Annotated in this window: 13 protein-coding genes; 9 read left to right on the top strand and 4 right to left on the bottom strand. The window is 58.3% G+C overall.

From position 1 onward, the window contains the following. Positions 1–531 precede the first annotated feature (531 nt). The 3 genes from araH to IB248_RS11955 form a co-directional block, all read right to left on the bottom strand. Positions 532–1,482, bottom strand: coding sequence for an L-arabinose ABC transporter permease AraH (gene araH / locus IB248_RS11965; RefSeq protein ID WP_018856148.1), 951 nt, complete (start codon positions 1,480–1,482; stop codon positions 532–534). After that, entirely contained in the window at positions 1,479–3,011 is a 1,533-nt protein-coding gene (gene araG, locus IB248_RS11960) for an L-arabinose ABC transporter ATP-binding protein AraG (RefSeq protein ID WP_192240863.1), read from the bottom strand. The genes araH and araG overlap by 4 nt, the downstream gene beginning before the upstream one ends. A 65-nt stretch (positions 3,012–3,076) precedes the next feature. Beyond that, on the bottom strand, positions 3,077–4,060 hold the full coding sequence (locus tag IB248_RS11955; protein ID WP_192240862.1) for an arabinose ABC transporter substrate-binding protein: 984 nt from the start codon (positions 4,058–4,060) through the stop codon (positions 3,077–3,079). A 188-nt stretch (positions 4,061–4,248) separates the two neighbouring features. Between IB248_RS11955 and dgoD the strand changes: the two genes are divergently transcribed. The 9 genes from dgoD (at position 4,249) to IB248_RS11910 (ending at position 12,725) form a co-directional block, all read left to right on the top strand. After that, entirely contained in the window at positions 4,249–5,397 is a 1,149-nt protein-coding gene (gene dgoD / locus IB248_RS11950; RefSeq protein ID WP_192240861.1) for a galactonate dehydratase, read from the top strand. A gap of 76 nt (positions 5,398–5,473) precedes the next feature. Beyond that, the gene (locus IB248_RS11945) at positions 5,474–6,364 is read left to right on the top strand and encodes an aldose 1-epimerase (protein ID WP_192240860.1); all 891 of its coding nucleotides are present in this window, start codon (positions 5,474–5,476) and stop codon (positions 6,362–6,364) included. Between the two features lie 93 nt (positions 6,365–6,457). Continuing rightward, on the top strand, positions 6,458–7,237 hold the full coding sequence (locus IB248_RS11940) for an SDR family oxidoreductase (RefSeq protein WP_192240859.1): 780 nt from the start codon (positions 6,458–6,460) through the stop codon (positions 7,235–7,237). A gap of 110 nt (positions 7,238–7,347) precedes the next feature. Beyond that, positions 7,348–8,109: a FadR/GntR family transcriptional regulator gene (locus IB248_RS11935; RefSeq protein WP_062368296.1), complete on the top strand. Its 762-nt coding sequence runs from the start codon at positions 7,348–7,350 to the stop codon at positions 8,107–8,109. 314 nt (positions 8,110–8,423) lie between these two features. Beyond that, positions 8,424–9,494: an Abi family protein gene (locus IB248_RS11930; RefSeq protein WP_192240858.1), complete on the top strand. Its 1,071-nt coding sequence runs from the start codon at positions 8,424–8,426 to the stop codon at positions 9,492–9,494. A gap of 329 nt (positions 9,495–9,823) precedes the next feature. Next, entirely contained in the window at positions 9,824–10,834 is a 1,011-nt protein-coding gene (locus IB248_RS11925) for a Gfo/Idh/MocA family oxidoreductase (RefSeq protein ID WP_018856156.1), read from the top strand. Between the two features lie 10 nt (positions 10,835–10,844). Then, positions 10,845–11,942 (top strand): Gfo/Idh/MocA family oxidoreductase, encoded by a 1,098-nt coding sequence (locus IB248_RS11920; RefSeq protein WP_192240857.1) that lies wholly within the window; start codon positions 10,845–10,847, stop codon positions 11,940–11,942. A gap of 3 nt (positions 11,943–11,945) precedes the next feature. After that, entirely contained in the window at positions 11,946–12,359 is a 414-nt protein-coding gene (locus IB248_RS11915; RefSeq protein ID WP_192240856.1) for a VOC family protein, read from the top strand. Between the two features lie 111 nt (positions 12,360–12,470). After that, the gene (locus IB248_RS11910) at positions 12,471–12,725 is read left to right on the top strand and encodes a DUF2934 domain-containing protein (protein WP_192240855.1); all 255 of its coding nucleotides are present in this window, start codon (positions 12,471–12,473) and stop codon (positions 12,723–12,725) included. A gap of 48 nt (positions 12,726–12,773) precedes the next feature. Here the strand turns inward: IB248_RS11910 and IB248_RS11905 are convergent, their stop codons facing one another. Next, a complete protein-coding gene (locus tag IB248_RS11905; RefSeq protein ID WP_192240854.1) occupies positions 12,774–14,138 on the bottom strand; it encodes a M24 family metallopeptidase in 1,365 nt (454 codons plus the stop codon). Positions 14,139–14,263: the final 125 nt, after the last annotated feature.

Here is a 14,263-nt window from a genome sequence, read left to right as displayed (position 1 = left end):
GTATCAGAGGCGAAGCGGCTGAAGGCGTTCGAGGACGAGAGTGCGAGGCTGAAGAAGCGGCTCGCCGAACAGATGTTGGATGCAGCGCGCTCCGCGAGCTTCTCGCAAAAAATGTATGGTCCGCCTCGTCGGTGCGAGGGGACCGCGACATCGCAAACTGACGATTCCAGTTGCGTAAATCTATCCGGCCCCTCCCGAGAGGGCTGCTGTTGCAGCCAGGCCATGATGAGATCCGCGCACGCCGTTCCCATTCAATGTATGGTCCGTCAAACTGCGAGAGGGAGCAACCTCAGGAGCTGCTACCTTCGCCCTCAGTTCCGGGATGGGCTGTTGTACTTGGCATCCGATAATCAATATGATCGGTTATCAGGAGACGAAGGCCCAGCGGATATGGGTGGAGGCGATTTCGACAAGCCCGTTCCCAACGTGCGCTTTTAACAACCTTGTTTACCACAAAAGGCCTTCGGACGCGGTGCCGTGGTTGGCTTGCGCTGGAATCGGTCTGAGATTGCCGTAATGCGCCGCCTCACATCAGCCGCGCCTCCCAGCCGCAGCGGATCTCAGGTTGTCCAACAGAACGGCGAGCAGAAGGATCAATCCACGCACGACATACTGATAAAAAGCCTGGATATTGAGGAGGTTCATCACGTTCTCTGCAATGCCCATAATCAGGACACCGACGATCACTCCGGTCATAGCCGCACGACCACCCGCGAGCGATACGCCACCCAGAACACAGGCCGAAATGACCGACAGTTCCAGCCCGGTTGCAGCATTCGGCTGACCCGATGTGATGCGCGACGCAAGCAGGACACCCGCCACGGCGCAAACGAGTCCCTGCAGCGCAAAGATCCAGATGCGCATTCTGGAGACATTGACACCCGCGAGACGCGACGCTTCCGGGTTGCCGCCGATTGCCAGCGTGTTCTTCCCGAAGACCGTCCGGTTCAGTACGAAGCCAAAGATCACGAAGAAGATCGCCATGACCCAGATCGGAGTTGGGATGCCCAAGAACTTCGAGAGTGCCAACTGGTAGAAGCCGGGATCGTTGATACCGACTGCGCGGCCATCGGATGCGATCAGCGCCAAACCGCGAACGATCTGCATCGTCGCCAGCGTGGTGATAAGGGCGTTGATCCGAAAACGGGCGATAACCACACCGTTCACGAGACCAACAGCACCACCACAGAGGAGCGCTGCTATAAGTCCAAGGACGATCGAACCGGTGGCGTTCGAGGCCATGACGGCTATCATCCCCGAGAACGCGACGGTCGATCCGACCGAAAGGTCGAAATCGCGGGATGCAAGGCAAAACATCATGGTGCAGGCGACAATGCCGATCGTGACGACCGACTGCAGCAGCCCAAGCATGTTTCGCTCGGTGAGGAAGTTTGGAACCGTTGCTGCCACGATGGCGAAAGCGATGGCAAAAATAACGACGAGGCCTTGCTCGCCGAGTAGGAGTTTTTTCAAAGACGTCATCGCGACTGGACCTGCTGGTTGGGGAGTTCGCTGGCATTGGCCACATCGGGGAGGGCGGCGGCGAGAATTCGCCGCTCATCGAAGTCGTCGCGCCTGATATCTGCTGCGACGCGACCCTGGCACATCACGACGATGCGGTCGGTGATGCCCATCACTTCCGGCAATTCGCTTGAGACAACGACTATTGCCATGCCCTGTGCAGCAAGCTCGTAGAGAATTTCATAGATTTCAGACTTCGCACCGACGTCGATACCGCGCGTTGGTTCGTCAATGATCAGAACCTTCACTCCCTGTTCGGACAGCCAGCGTCCAAGGATCACCTTCTGCTGATTGCCGCCGGACAGGTTGACGATGTCCTGCTTCCTGGACGGCGTGCGTACACGCAGCTTGGCAATGAACTGCTCGGCGAGTTCGGCTTCCTTCTTGGGCTGAAGGATCCCGAACGGCGAGAAGTGCCGGCGAGAGGAGATCGCCATGTTCTCTTCGATACTGCGGCCTTGCACAATGCCGTCGAACTTCCGATCCTCCGGGCACAGAACAATTCCCCCGCGAATTGCGTGCGGAGGGCTGTCGGCCACTACCTCTACGCCGTCGACACTGACCGTGCCTTGCGAGCGTGTGTCCGCGCCATACACGAGGCGCGTCATCTCGCTGCGGCCCGCGCCAATCAGGCCGAAGAACCCGAGAATTTCACCTTGGCGAACCGAGAAACGGATTGGTGTGCGGAGCTTGCGGCCCGCAATGTCCTTGACCTCAAGACGGACGTCGCCGAACTCGCGCGGCCGGTATCCCCAGATGTTGGATATCTCGCGCCCGACCATTTCCGAAATAATCTGCTCGCGGGTAACAGCGGTGATGTCCGCGTGATGTGCTGCAAGCTTGCCGTCACGAAGGACCGTTAGGCTGTCGCAAAGACGGAATATCTCGTCGAGGCGGTGCGATACGTAAAGGATGACCTTGCCCTGAGAGCGTAGGCGTTCAATCAGGGAGAAGAGAATTTCGCTCTCCCGCGAGGACAGCGACGACGTCGGCTCATCGAGTGCGATTACGCGAGCATCCGCCATCACGGCTTTCGCGATTTCCACCATCTGGCGTTCGCCGATCGATAACGAGGCCGCCTTGGCACCGGGCTCGATCTCAATCCCGATCTCGCTGAGCTTTTCTCGAACGACGTTCGTAAGGCGGCTGCGGTCGATGACCCCGGCCTTCCCGGGAAAGCGCCCGAGCCAGAGATTTTCCGCTACCGTCAGTTCGGGGACGAGCTGCAGTTCCTGGTGAATGACAATAACGCCCGCATCGAAGGCATCACGAACCGAGCGATAGTGCTGGGTCGAGCCATCGATCGAGATTTCGCCGGTATCGGCGGATTGGTCACCTGAGAGAACGCGGATGAGCGTTGACTTGCCAGCTCCGTTTTCGCCCATCAGGCCGTGGACCGCTCCCTTCTTTACAGAGAACGAAACATCGGCGAGCGCCTGCACGCCGGGATATCCCTTGGATATCGCTTTGAATTCGAGAAAGTCCTGCATGACAGCATCCCATGAGAAGGTCCGGCGACAAAAAGCCGCCGGACTGAATTCATCTTAGTAGCTGATCATTCGATACCCAGTTCCTTGCGGACTGCCTCGTAGTTGTCGCGCAGCGCGAGCTGGCCAGCCGTCAGGATCAGCTTCTCAGGTTCTTTGCCGTTGGCTACCCACTCATACATGTTGAGCGCGGTTTCGTAGCCATGGCGCTTCGGCGAGATGATCACAGTGCCGAAGAAGCCCGTTGCCGTCGGCTTCTTGAACTCGTTGATTGCCGAATCCGCACCGCCGATGCCGACGCCGATCATGCTGTCGGCGGGGATGCCAACCGTTTCGGTGGCGCGAACAGCACCAAGCACGGCTTCGTCATTGAGGCCGACTGCGACCCACTTCTTGATACCAGCGTTCTTGTTGAGCACGACCGTGGCTGCGTTGAGGGCGGCTTCCGTGTCGGTCTTGGCCTGAGGGGCGTCGAAGATGTTGGTTTCCGGGAACCCGGCAGCCTTGAGCACAGAGAGGGCACCGTTCACACGGTCAACGGCAGTCGGAAGCTGGTCGTAGGAGACGCGGATTACGCCCACTTCCTTCACGTCCCAGCCACGCTTCTTGACCTCGTCGGCGATCGTCTGGCCAACGGCCTCACCGATCTTGGTCGCCGAGATACCCATGTGAGGCACGTCCTCAAGCGGGCTGCCATCGGCGTTTACCAGGCGGTCGTCGACGGTCATGATCTTGAGGTCATTGGCCGCGGCCTTGGCTACGATGCCTGGTCCAAGCTTGACGTCAGGAGTGCAGATGATGAAGCCCTGAGCACCCTGTGCTCCCAGGTTGTCGATGGCGGACTGAACCTTCTCACCGTCTTCCGCACCGATCTTGACGAGCGTGAAGCCCTTTTCCTTGGCTGCTACGTCGGCGAACTTCCATTCGTCCTGGAACCACGGTTCTTCGGGCTGCTTGACGATGAAGCCAATCTTGACGTCAGCCGCGAAAGCAGAACTTGCGGCCATCAGGGCCACGGTCCCGAACAAAACTGCTGCACGAAAAATGCGCATTTCTCTCTCCCTCCTGGTGGAAACACTATGCCTCCCTGGCATGTAGATGAACTATTTCAATTTATCATACCAGTCAATTGCTATTGTATGAAAAATTGGCTACATGCCTTGGTAGCGGGAGGAATGCCGCGTCGACGTGACTATAGAACCGCGTTTGAGCTGACTTCGACGCGCTGAGGAGAGTACGGATGAAGATTACGAAGCTGACGACATACATGGTTCCGCCGCGCTGGTTGTTTTTGAAGATCGAGACCGACGAGGGCATTGTCGGTTGGGGTGAACCGGTCGTCGAGGGGCGTGCTCTAACCGTCGAGGCGGCAGTGCATGAGCTGGCAGACTACCTCATCGGCAAGGACCCCTTCCTGATCGAGGACCACTGGACGGTGATGTACCGCGGCGGCTTCTATCGCGGCGGAGCCATCCACATGTCGGCGCTTGCGGGAATCGATCAGGCACTCTGGGACATCAAGGGCAAGGCGCTGGGGCAGCCGATCCATTCGCTGCTCGGCGGCCAGGTACGCGATAGGATCAAGGTCTACTCCTGGATTGGTGGGGACCGCCCGGCAGATGTTGCAGCAAATGCCAGGGACGTCGTCGCTCGCGGGTTCAAAGCGATCAAGCTCAATGGCTGCGAAGAGATGCAGATCGTCGATACGAACGAGAAAATCGACAAGGCTGTCCAGACAATCGCGACAATCCGGGAAGCAATCGGCCCGCACATCGGAATCGGTGTGGATTTCCATGGTCGCGTTCACAAGCCGATGGCAAAGGTTCTTGCCAAGGAACTGGAGCCCTACAAGCTTATGTTTATTGAAGAGCCCGTGCTCTCCGAGCATCGCGAGACGCTGAAGGAAATCGCCAACCATTGCTCGACCCCGATCGCGCTTGGGGAACGTCTCTATTCGCGCTGGGACTTCAAGTCCGTGCTGGCGGACGGGTATGTCGATATCATACAGCCGGACCTCAGCCACGCTGGCGGTATCACAGAGTGTAGAAAGATCGCCGCGATGGCAGAAGCGTATGATGTCGCCGTCGCGCCGCATTGCCCGCTCGGTCCGATCGCGCTTGCTGCGTGCCTCCAGGTCGATGCTGTCAGCTACAACGCCTTCATCCAGGAGCAGAGCCTGGGTATCCATTACAACACGGGCAACGATATTCTGGATTACATCTCCAACAAGGAGGTGTTCCATTATGCCGACGGTTTCGTCAGCATTCCGCAAGGCCCAGGTTTGGGTGTCGAGGTGAACGAGGAGTACGTGATCGAGCGTGCCAAGGAAGGTCATCGCTGGCGCAATCCGATTTGGCGTCACGAAGACGGCAGCTTTGCCGAGTGGTGATGGTGCGAACCTCTCAAGCCCAGCTGAGGACACTTCTCGATCGACGGTTATGGATCAGGGTCCAGAGGGCTAAGCTGTGACACTCGTGGATATCGGCTCAGGATCACTTTCGCTTCGGGTAAGCACCCATGGGGGATCGATCCTTGGCCTGTGGAAGCAGGGCGACGGCCGGAGAGTGCCGCTGCTCAGACCTGCACCCAACGTCGATGCAGGCGCACCCGAAGCGTCCTGCTTTCCGCTTGTCCCTTTCGGTAATCGCGTTAGGGGCAACAGATTTGTCTTCGACGGAGCTGTGTTTACCCTTAGCCCGAATACCGAATGGGACGCTCACTACCTCCACGGAGACGGTTGGCTAGCTGACTGGCACCTCGGCGGGCAGACCGACAGGTCGATCGAGATGAGCTTTGAGCACAGGGGCGGGCACACGCCCTATGAGTATCTGGCGAGCCAGTGCTTTACGATCGACGACGACAGCCTGACAATCGCGATGACGGTCGAAAATCGCGGTCGTCAAAAATTACCATTCGGTCTCGGCTGGCATCCATATTTCCCGTTGACGCCCCAGACCACACTTGAGGCCCGCGCCGAGGCATTCTGGACGGAGGTCGAGGGATGGCTGCCAGGAGAGCGGACGAGCATTCCAGCGGATCTGGACTTCAGCCGAGCCATCGGTCTGCCTCATCGATGGGTCAACAACGGATTTGAGAACTGGAACGGCCACGCGAGAATCTCGTGGCCCGAGCATGGCGTCGCGCTCAGTATGGAGGCTGATCCGATACTTCGGCACGCTATCCTTTTCCTGTCGGACACGACCTTCGATCCCGGGTTCAAGCGGGATTATTTCTGCTTCGAGCCCATGTCTCACCTGGCGAACGGGCACAATTTACCGGGCCTTGGTGGGCTTAGGGTTCTCGCACCGGGCGAGTCGCTTATGGGAGGTTTCCGTTTGCGGGTCGAGACAAGCTGACGGATGGCATACGGTACAGGCATACAACGGTTGCCGCACATCAGGTGTGAACCGGATGGCGGCATCACAGGAAAGTCGGAGGAGTAAACACTTATGTCGAAGCGGCTGTCAGGCAAGCGCATCATGATAACGGGCGCGGCACAGGGCATTGGCCTTGCCATTGCCAAAGGATTTGTCCGAGAAGACGCAAGCCTACTTCTCATCGACCGTGACGAGGCTCTCCTGAACGCCGAGGCATTGAAGCTGCGAGAAGAGGGCTATCGAGTGATAGCACACGCGGTGGACATCACGGATGGCGCCGCGATCAGACAGGCTGCCAGCCAAGCTTCCGACGATTTTGGCCAGATAAACGCATTGGTGAACAATGCCGGGGTCAATGTTTTCTCGGAGCCGCTGGAAACGACAGACGACGAATGGAACCGTTGCTTCGACATCAACCTGAAAGGGGCATGGAACTGCTCGAAGGCGGTTTTACCCGGGCTGATCGAGCAGGGGGGTGGGGTGATCCTCAACATCGCGTCCACCCATGCCTTCACGATCATTCCACATACGTTTCCATACCCCCTGGCCAAACACGCGCTTCTCGGCATGACGAAGTCGCTGGGCCTGGAATATGCGGCGAAGAACGTTCGCGTGAATGCGCTGGCTCCTGGCTATGTCGCCACGCAGAAGGTTATCGACTACTGGAATAGCTTTCCCGATCCCGAGGCGGCGAAGGCCGAGACGATGAAGCTTCATCCCGGCGGAAGAATTGCGTCTCCTGAAGAGATTGCAATGGCGGCGGTTTTTATGATCTCCGACGAGTGCCCGTTCATGAACGCTACCTGCCTGACCGTAGATGGGGGCTTGAGTGTCCAGCAGCATCCGGCGTGAGTCCCCGCGGTCAGGCTTGTCCGATGAATTTATATCGCTGGCCTAACTAGCTTGTTTCCCGACTCCGCGATCTGATAGAAAAGTGGCGTCAAAGAGTGAGGAGAATCGTGATGCGCTCGGCGCAAAACATCGGAGAAACGAGCGCTTCTGGAGGCCAGCGCCCCCGGGTGATGCCCGATGTGACAAGAGCGCTAGCTGAGGAAGTTTTGTCGGGAAAATACGCTCCCGGCACTGCACTTCCCACTGAAAACGAATTGGGGACTGCGTACGGAGTCAGTCGTACGGTCATAAGAGAGGCGATCAAGGTTCTCGCCGCTAAGGGTCTGGTGGTGACGCGGCCCCGGGTGGGCACAGTCGTTTCTGACCCGGACAATTGGAGCCTGCTGGATCCTCAGGTGATCAGCTGGCACGGACCAGGGCTCTTCGATGCCAACCTCCTTGGCGCGGTCCTGGAAACCCGACGTGTGCTTGAGCCGCTCGCCGCCAGTCTGGCCGCCGAGCGTGCGACCCTCCGCGAGATCGCTGACCTGGATGGCGCTTGGCAACTCATGAAAGAAGCCAGCGAGGACGTCGAGAAGTTCTCATCTGCCGATGTCGAGTTTCACCGTATTCTGTATCGAGCCAGCCACAATCCTGTTCTGAGGCAGATCAGCAGCCTGATCGATGCAGCCCTCACGTACTCGTTCGAGACCTCCAACAAGACCGTCTTCAATCGCGATGATGCCGTTCGGTGTCATCACGCCGTGGTGGAAGCGTTGCGCATGCGCGATGTCGATGGCGCCGGAGCGGCTGCGAGCAAGCTCATAGAACAGGCAGCCCACGATATCGATCTTGCCGGACGCAAGGCCAAGAATTCAAAGGGCGAGGACTAGTATCTGGCTCACGACTCGTCGCGAGCAGCGACGCATCGAGGAGGTCCAATCGGGAAGTCCGCTCGTCGTGTCGTCGGCGGGCCGACGCTGGTGGCGCAGCGGTCGCGGTGCCCAGATCTTGCGCTTGCGCTGATCGCAATAAATGCTTTAGCTTTGGCGCCTACAGTCGAATCAGGTGCTTGAAATAGAAACACCAGGTGAGGGCTAGCCTGACCTGGTGCACTAAATAAGTTGTCGTGGGCGCGTAGCGAAATGCTTTTCAGCATCTGCCAGAGAGGCCTCGTCGACTGCTCTGGGTGGAACGTGTATCAAACATGGCTGAAAGTCAAGTCCCGTATCATTACGACGGACCATCACTGAAAGAACTGCGAGACAGTTTGTCTGAACCGCGTTTCGGAACGTATCTAAGATTGGCCGGTAACCATGCAGATTATGCAGCCGCTCTCTATCTTTACAACAGTAGGCTTGCAAAGGCGTTCCTGTTTCCGCTGAACGTCGTGGAAGTTACCCTCAGAAATAGGGTGAACCAAATTCTGACCAAGGATTTTGGCGAAGACTGGCCCAGTAATCCGGTTTTTCGAGGGCTGTTAGATCCCGTGCATGGTATTCGAGCCCTCGACTTGGCGGTCTCGCGGTCGCAAGGGCAGGGGACAAGCAAGACCGTCGCCGCGCTTACTTTCGATTTCTGGTCCAACCTTTTCCGGCCAGAGTACGGTGACATCTGGCGATTTACCCTGAACGTGGCATTTCCACACATGCCCATCGGAACAACGCGTCAGAATATCCAGGATGCGGTGAAGTTGGTGAACAACTTTCGAAACCGCATTGCACATCATGAACCGATCTTATCGGAGAATGCACCCACTGTTCAGGCAACGATTCTAAAGCTCGTTGGCTATTGTAATCCCGTTGTAAGGGAGTGGATGCGTCATCACACCACCGTCGGCGAGGTACTCCGGACGCGTCCCACCCGGTCGGGCACGGGCGGCACGAGATTGAGTTCGAAGCTCGATAGGACGTTTTTGCGAGTGGATGCGACGACGACAATCGATGAGATATTCCACAAGATAGACTACGCTCATCCTGCGATCGTATATGTAGATGCCGAGGGCGTTCCCCAGGCCGCATTCACTATATTTGACGTCATAAGATTTGTTAGCGAGAGGTCGAAAGCGGAGGAAAGCCTGCTTTTGCTGACAGCGTACAATGTTCGGGATGTGATCAAGTCTCACGTTAAGCCGGACGGCTGGCGGATCCTGAACGAAGCTCACTCCCTCGCGGACTCAATAAAGGTGCTTCAAGAGCCGCTGGTTCGCTTGGTTGTCGGCGTTGATTCGCTAGGCGCCCCGACCGGTACCATCGTTCGATCCCACCGGCGATACTAATCTCAAAAGCGAGTGCCTGCTCAGTCCGATAAGTGGCATTTGCGCCGCGGTCGGATTTTTCCGAGAATCTTTAGCATCGATGGCGTGTGGAGATACCTGATACGAGCGAGCCGCCGCTGCCGACATGCCTTACCTCACCTCAATCAATTAAATAACTATTTAGATACAAAATTTTATCGTTTATTTTCCTAATGTTAGCCTGATTTCGCTGAAATTCCACTGCCTGTCCAAGCTTGACAGCCTCTGAGTTTCGCTGTCTGCTTCGACCAGAGGAGACCGCGTAGGGCTCAAGACTGCACGCTAGAAATTTCCAGGAGGACATTGCTGTTATGTTGAGATTTGCCGTCGTCGGGATCGATCATGGGCACACGTTTGATCATGTGAAGGGCCTGCTTGCGGCCGGTGCCGAGTTCGTTGGATACTGCCCGCAGACCTCAGTGCCAGCGCTCTTGGAAAACTTCAAGAAGACCTATCCGGATACGCCGCAGATCGATCGCGATAGGATCTTCGCTGATCCTTCGATCGACGTGATCTGCATCGCCGCAATCCCGCGCGACCGCGCCGGATTGGCCGTCCGTGCGATGAAGGCCGGCAAGGATGTCATGACCGACAAGCCAGGCGTGACGACTTTTGCCCAACTCGAGGAAGTCAAGCGCACCGTCGCCGACACCGGTCGCATCTTTTCGATCTGCTTTTCCGAGCGCCATTGCGTGCGATCCGCTGTCAAGGCGGGCAAGCTCGTCAAGGAGGGGGCGATCGGCACGGTGATCCAGACGCTCGGCATGGGGCCGCACAGGCTGCAGTTGCCCACACGCCCCGCCTGGTTCTTCGATCCGGAGCAGTTCGGCGGCATCATCGTGGATATTGCTTCGCATCAGGTCGACCAGTTTCTCTTCTATACGGGCTCGACCAGCGGCGAGGTTGTCGCAAGCTCGGTCGGAAACTTCGGCATGTCCGACAAGCCGGCCTTTCAGGACTTCGGCGAGGTACTGCTTCGCTCCGAGAAAGCCTCAGGCTATGTGCGGGTCGACTGGTTCACCCCGGAGGCGCTGCCGACCTGGGGTGATGGTCGCCTGACCATCCTTGGCACCGAAGGCTACATCGAACTGCGCAAATACATCGATATCGCCGGACGGCCCGGCAAGGACCACCTCTTCCTCGTCAACGGCACGGAGATGACGCACATCGATTGCAGCGGTGAAAAGCTCGACTATTTCGATGCCTTCGCCGCCGACGTGCGCGACCGTACGGAGACGGCGATGTCCCAGGCTCATGTTTACGAAGTCTGCCGCCTTTCGCTGGAAGCACAATCAAGGGCAGCGCGCCTGGGTCATCGTTGAGGAATCCGCCATGTCCAAGAAGTTTCGTGTCGGCATCATCGGAGCGGGGATCGCCTCGCGCCACCTGACAGGCTTTGCCTGGAACAAGGATCTGTTTGAGGTTGCGGTCCTTTGTTCGCTGGACGAGGAACGCGGCCAAGCGCTTTGCGGGGAGTTTGGCATTCCCGAATATACCCAGGATGCCGAGACGATGATCGCTCGTGCGGATCTTGACATCATCGATATCTGCACCCCGCCAAGTTCGCATTTCGAGCTCTGCCGCAAGGCAATCGAGGCGGGAAAACATGTCATTTGCGAGAAGCCGCTTTTCGGTTCTATCGCCGAAGTGGACGAGATGGCTAGGATCGTAGCGCGAGCCGAAGGTCCGCAACTGATGCCGATATTTCAGTACCGGTATGGCTCGGGACTTCAGAAGCTGAAAATGCTGATCGACCTCGGCCTGACCGGGACGCCGTTCCTCACCACGATCGAAACACATTGGTGGCGCGGCCCCGACTACTATGCCGTCCCGTGGCGCGGAAAATGGGTGACCGAGCTGGGCGGCGGTCTGCTTGGTCACGCGATCCATGCGCATGACATGCTGAACTATGTTCACGGCGCTTGCGCGGAAATCTTTTCCTATGGGGCGACACTCGTAAACCCGATCCAGGTCGAGGATACGGCAGCCCTTTCGGTGATGATGAAGAACGGCTCGCTGGCGACGCTGTCGATGACACTGGGCTCACGGAAAGAAATCTCGCGTCTGCGGTTCTGCTTTTCAAATCTCGTCGCGGAAAGCATTCTCGAGCCCTACACGATGGGCCGGGACCCCTGGAGCTTCGTTGCCGGGACCGAGGAGCATCAGCAGCGTGTCGATGAGGCGCTGGCCGGTTATGCGGTCAAGGAAGACGGCTATACCAGACAGTTCGAACTGCTCCACCATGCGCTGACATCGGGAGGCGAGCCGCCGGTGACGTTGGAGGATGCTCGCAACTCACTGGAGCTCGTCACGGCGGCCTATCATTCGCAGCGCACCGGCAAGCCGACACCGCTGCCGATCCTTTCCGATCATCCGCTCTACCATTCCTGGCTGCCGGAAGAAGAGCGGCGTCTGGCGGCCGGGGCCTGATCCATGATCAAGAGCTTCGAGCATGTCGGCATGGTCACCGGCGACATGGACAGGTCACTGGCCTTTTACCGCGACCTCCTGGGTCTGCGCCTTCATTTACGGAAAACGATGGCAAACGGCACTGAAGTGGCATTCCTGGATAGTGGCAATGGCATGCTTGAGATTTTTGCGCCGCCCGGCGGCGCGGGGCCTGCCTCTGATCTTCCAGCCGCAACATCGGGCGTGCTGCACATTACCTTCCTTGTCGATAACGTCGATGAAAGCTTCGCGAAGCTGGAGGCTGCCGGAGTGGCAATCAAGGAGCGACCGCGTCCAGCCGTCAATTCGGAGGTGCTGGACCGGGTGGCATTCCTTCGCGACCCCGACGGTATCATCGTCGAGCTCGCCGAACGCCGTCATGAACCGAAGCTCGACTGATCGCAAACGAGAAGGCCCCCGAAGCGTATTTTTTGCACTGCGGTAACGACTCCGTAATGCTCGTTTGTCAGCCTGAAGGCAACAATAGGTTCCTTCACGGCTGGGCTTGGTATGTCACGCAGCAAAGACGACTGGATCAATCAGCGCGCTTACGCACTCTGGGAAGCCGAAGGACGGCCGGAGGGGCGCGGTGGCGAACATTGGCGGCAGGCGGCACGCGAGTATCAGCAGCTCGAACTGACCCGCGCCTCGGTCGACGGCAGCGACCTCATCGAGCGGCTGCGGACCATGCGCCGGTTGATGCACTCGGGCGAGGTTGAAAACGGCGTCGGTGTCCGCGCTGAGGAACAAAAGGCATCTGCGTGAGCAACCAACCGGCGCCCGATCACCGCTCAGGCGCCGCGCCAGCCTCCGTCATTTCCGCACGAGGACGTTGCCCGACCGCAGCCAGAATGGCGGCAGATAGAGCGGCGTCGAAGAGAACGGCAGAATATTGTCGGAAAGTGTCACGCCGAGCTGATCTTCCATGAAAGTGCGTCGTGCGGCAATGCGGGCATGCATGTCAGGATAGCGCTGGCGTATCTCTTCGCGCAGCCCAACGTCCGCGAAGGCCACCATGTCTTCGCAATTGAGAGCCCAACCGGCAGGCATCGGCACCGGTATCACGTCGACCTGGAACGGCATGCCGGATCGCAAGCGCTCGGTCGAGCCGGGGCGTACGGGTGAATGAAGCCACTCCTCGTGACTTCCAAGGTGACCGGGATTCAGCGCTGAGTTGAGTCCCGCGGATTTGAGCTTTTCGGTGACCGCGGAGAACAGATCACCGCCGGTCACGCCGATATCTGCGGTCTCATACCATGTGATCAAGGCTTCGAAATAGGCCTTCGAGGGCTTCAGGAATGCCTCGTCATGGTCGGTGAGCAGGCCGGCGCGCGAAGACAACGCCCCCCAGTAACCGAGTGCGGTCGTTACGCCATCTCCCTTCTTCAGGCGGCGGGTCGTCGGGCTTCGCAAACCAATGATGCTCTCGCCGGCACTGACGGAAGCAAACATGGTGTGGACGTTTACAGGGTCCCCCTCGTAGCCGAGGCGGCCAAGAGCCTCGAATTCCGTATCTCCCTCCCTTGCGCCGGAAACGACCCTGAAGAGCGCGTCCGAGCACCGCACGGCGGCCCATTCGAAGGCCGCGAGCTGATCGACATCGATGATCGCGCGATGGCCGGTTTCCGGGTGCATGAGCACAGGCGTCGCATCGACCAGTCGCGCCGAATGACCGATCGCCCGGCGCAGCGCATTCACGATGAAATGGGGAACGAAGAAACTCTGCCCATATTCTTCGTCCTCCTCGGCCGCGAGATATTTCCAGCCGACCAGTCCAATGGAATCTCCGCTCTTGATCCCTGCCTCGCGCAGTCGATCGCTGAGCCGCGGGTTTTGACTGCGGTCCTGTCCCAGGAGGCTGAAGGTTTGCGCGCGCAATACGTCGACACCTGGAAGACCGGCAATCGCCGTATAGCTCTCGGATTCGTTTCCGGTGATGATGATGCGGCGCCCACCAGGACCGAGGAGTAGCAGCGCCTCCTCGAAACGGGGCTCGAAGCCGGAAAGATGCATGATGTTTCCGAAATGCTCGCGATCAGCATAAACGACCAGCCAATCGGTGCCAGCGGCCTCAAGGGCTGCGTCCGCGCGCGCGGCGTAGGTCGTCGACGGGATTTTCGGCTGCACTCCAAGTGGTCCGAAATTTGGCAATGCAACAGGTGCTAGACTAATCGACATCAAGTTCCTCCAAGCGAAAATCAAAACCCGTCAAAGATAAAAGGCGCAAAAACGTGTACAGCGGCGGCCCGACCGCCAAGCAGCAAAAGATTAGCATAGCCGAAGCACGCAACGTTGCGATATCA

Origin of the sequence: Rhizobium sp. RHZ01 (assembly GCF_014851595.1) — a bacterium.
Taxonomy (GTDB): domain Bacteria; phylum Pseudomonadota; class Alphaproteobacteria; order Rhizobiales; family Rhizobiaceae; genus Rhizobium; species Rhizobium altiplani.
The sequence above is the reverse complement of the archived record's forward strand: the minus strand, read 5'-3'. Positions and strand labels throughout refer to the sequence as shown.

Excerpts from the sequence above, each read along its gene's own strand:
- IB248_RS11910 (WP_192240855.1), top strand. The coding sequence starts at position 12,471 with ATGTCACGCAGCAAAGACGACTGGATCAATCAGCGCGCTTACGCACTC.
- IB248_RS11920 (WP_192240857.1), top strand. The coding sequence starts at position 10,845 with ATGTCCAAGAAGTTTCGTGTCGGCATCATCGGAGCGGGGATCGCCTCG.
- araG (WP_192240863.1), bottom strand. The coding sequence starts at position 3,011 with ATGCAGGACTTTCTCGAATTCAAAGCGATATCCAAGGGATATCCCGGC.
- IB248_RS11905 (WP_192240854.1), bottom strand. The coding sequence starts at position 14,138 with ATGTCGATTAGTCTAGCACCTGTTGCATTGCCAAATTTCGGACCACTT.
- dgoD (WP_192240861.1), top strand. The coding sequence starts at position 4,249 with ATGAAGATTACGAAGCTGACGACATACATGGTTCCGCCGCGCTGGTTG.
- IB248_RS11955 (WP_192240862.1), bottom strand. The coding sequence starts at position 4,060 with ATGCGCATTTTTCGTGCAGCAGTTTTGTTCGGGACCGTGGCCCTGATG.
- araH (WP_018856148.1), bottom strand. The coding sequence starts at position 1,482 with ATGACGTCTTTGAAAAAACTCCTACTCGGCGAGCAAGGCCTCGTCGTT.
- IB248_RS11930 (WP_192240858.1), top strand. The coding sequence starts at position 8,424 with ATGGCTGAAAGTCAAGTCCCGTATCATTACGACGGACCATCACTGAAA.
- IB248_RS11925 (WP_018856156.1), top strand. The coding sequence starts at position 9,824 with ATGTTGAGATTTGCCGTCGTCGGGATCGATCATGGGCACACGTTTGAT.
- IB248_RS11940 (WP_192240859.1), top strand. The coding sequence starts at position 6,458 with ATGTCGAAGCGGCTGTCAGGCAAGCGCATCATGATAACGGGCGCGGCA.
- IB248_RS11935 (WP_062368296.1), top strand. The coding sequence starts at position 7,348 with ATGCGCTCGGCGCAAAACATCGGAGAAACGAGCGCTTCTGGAGGCCAG.
- IB248_RS11915 (WP_192240856.1), top strand. The coding sequence starts at position 11,946 with ATGATCAAGAGCTTCGAGCATGTCGGCATGGTCACCGGCGACATGGAC.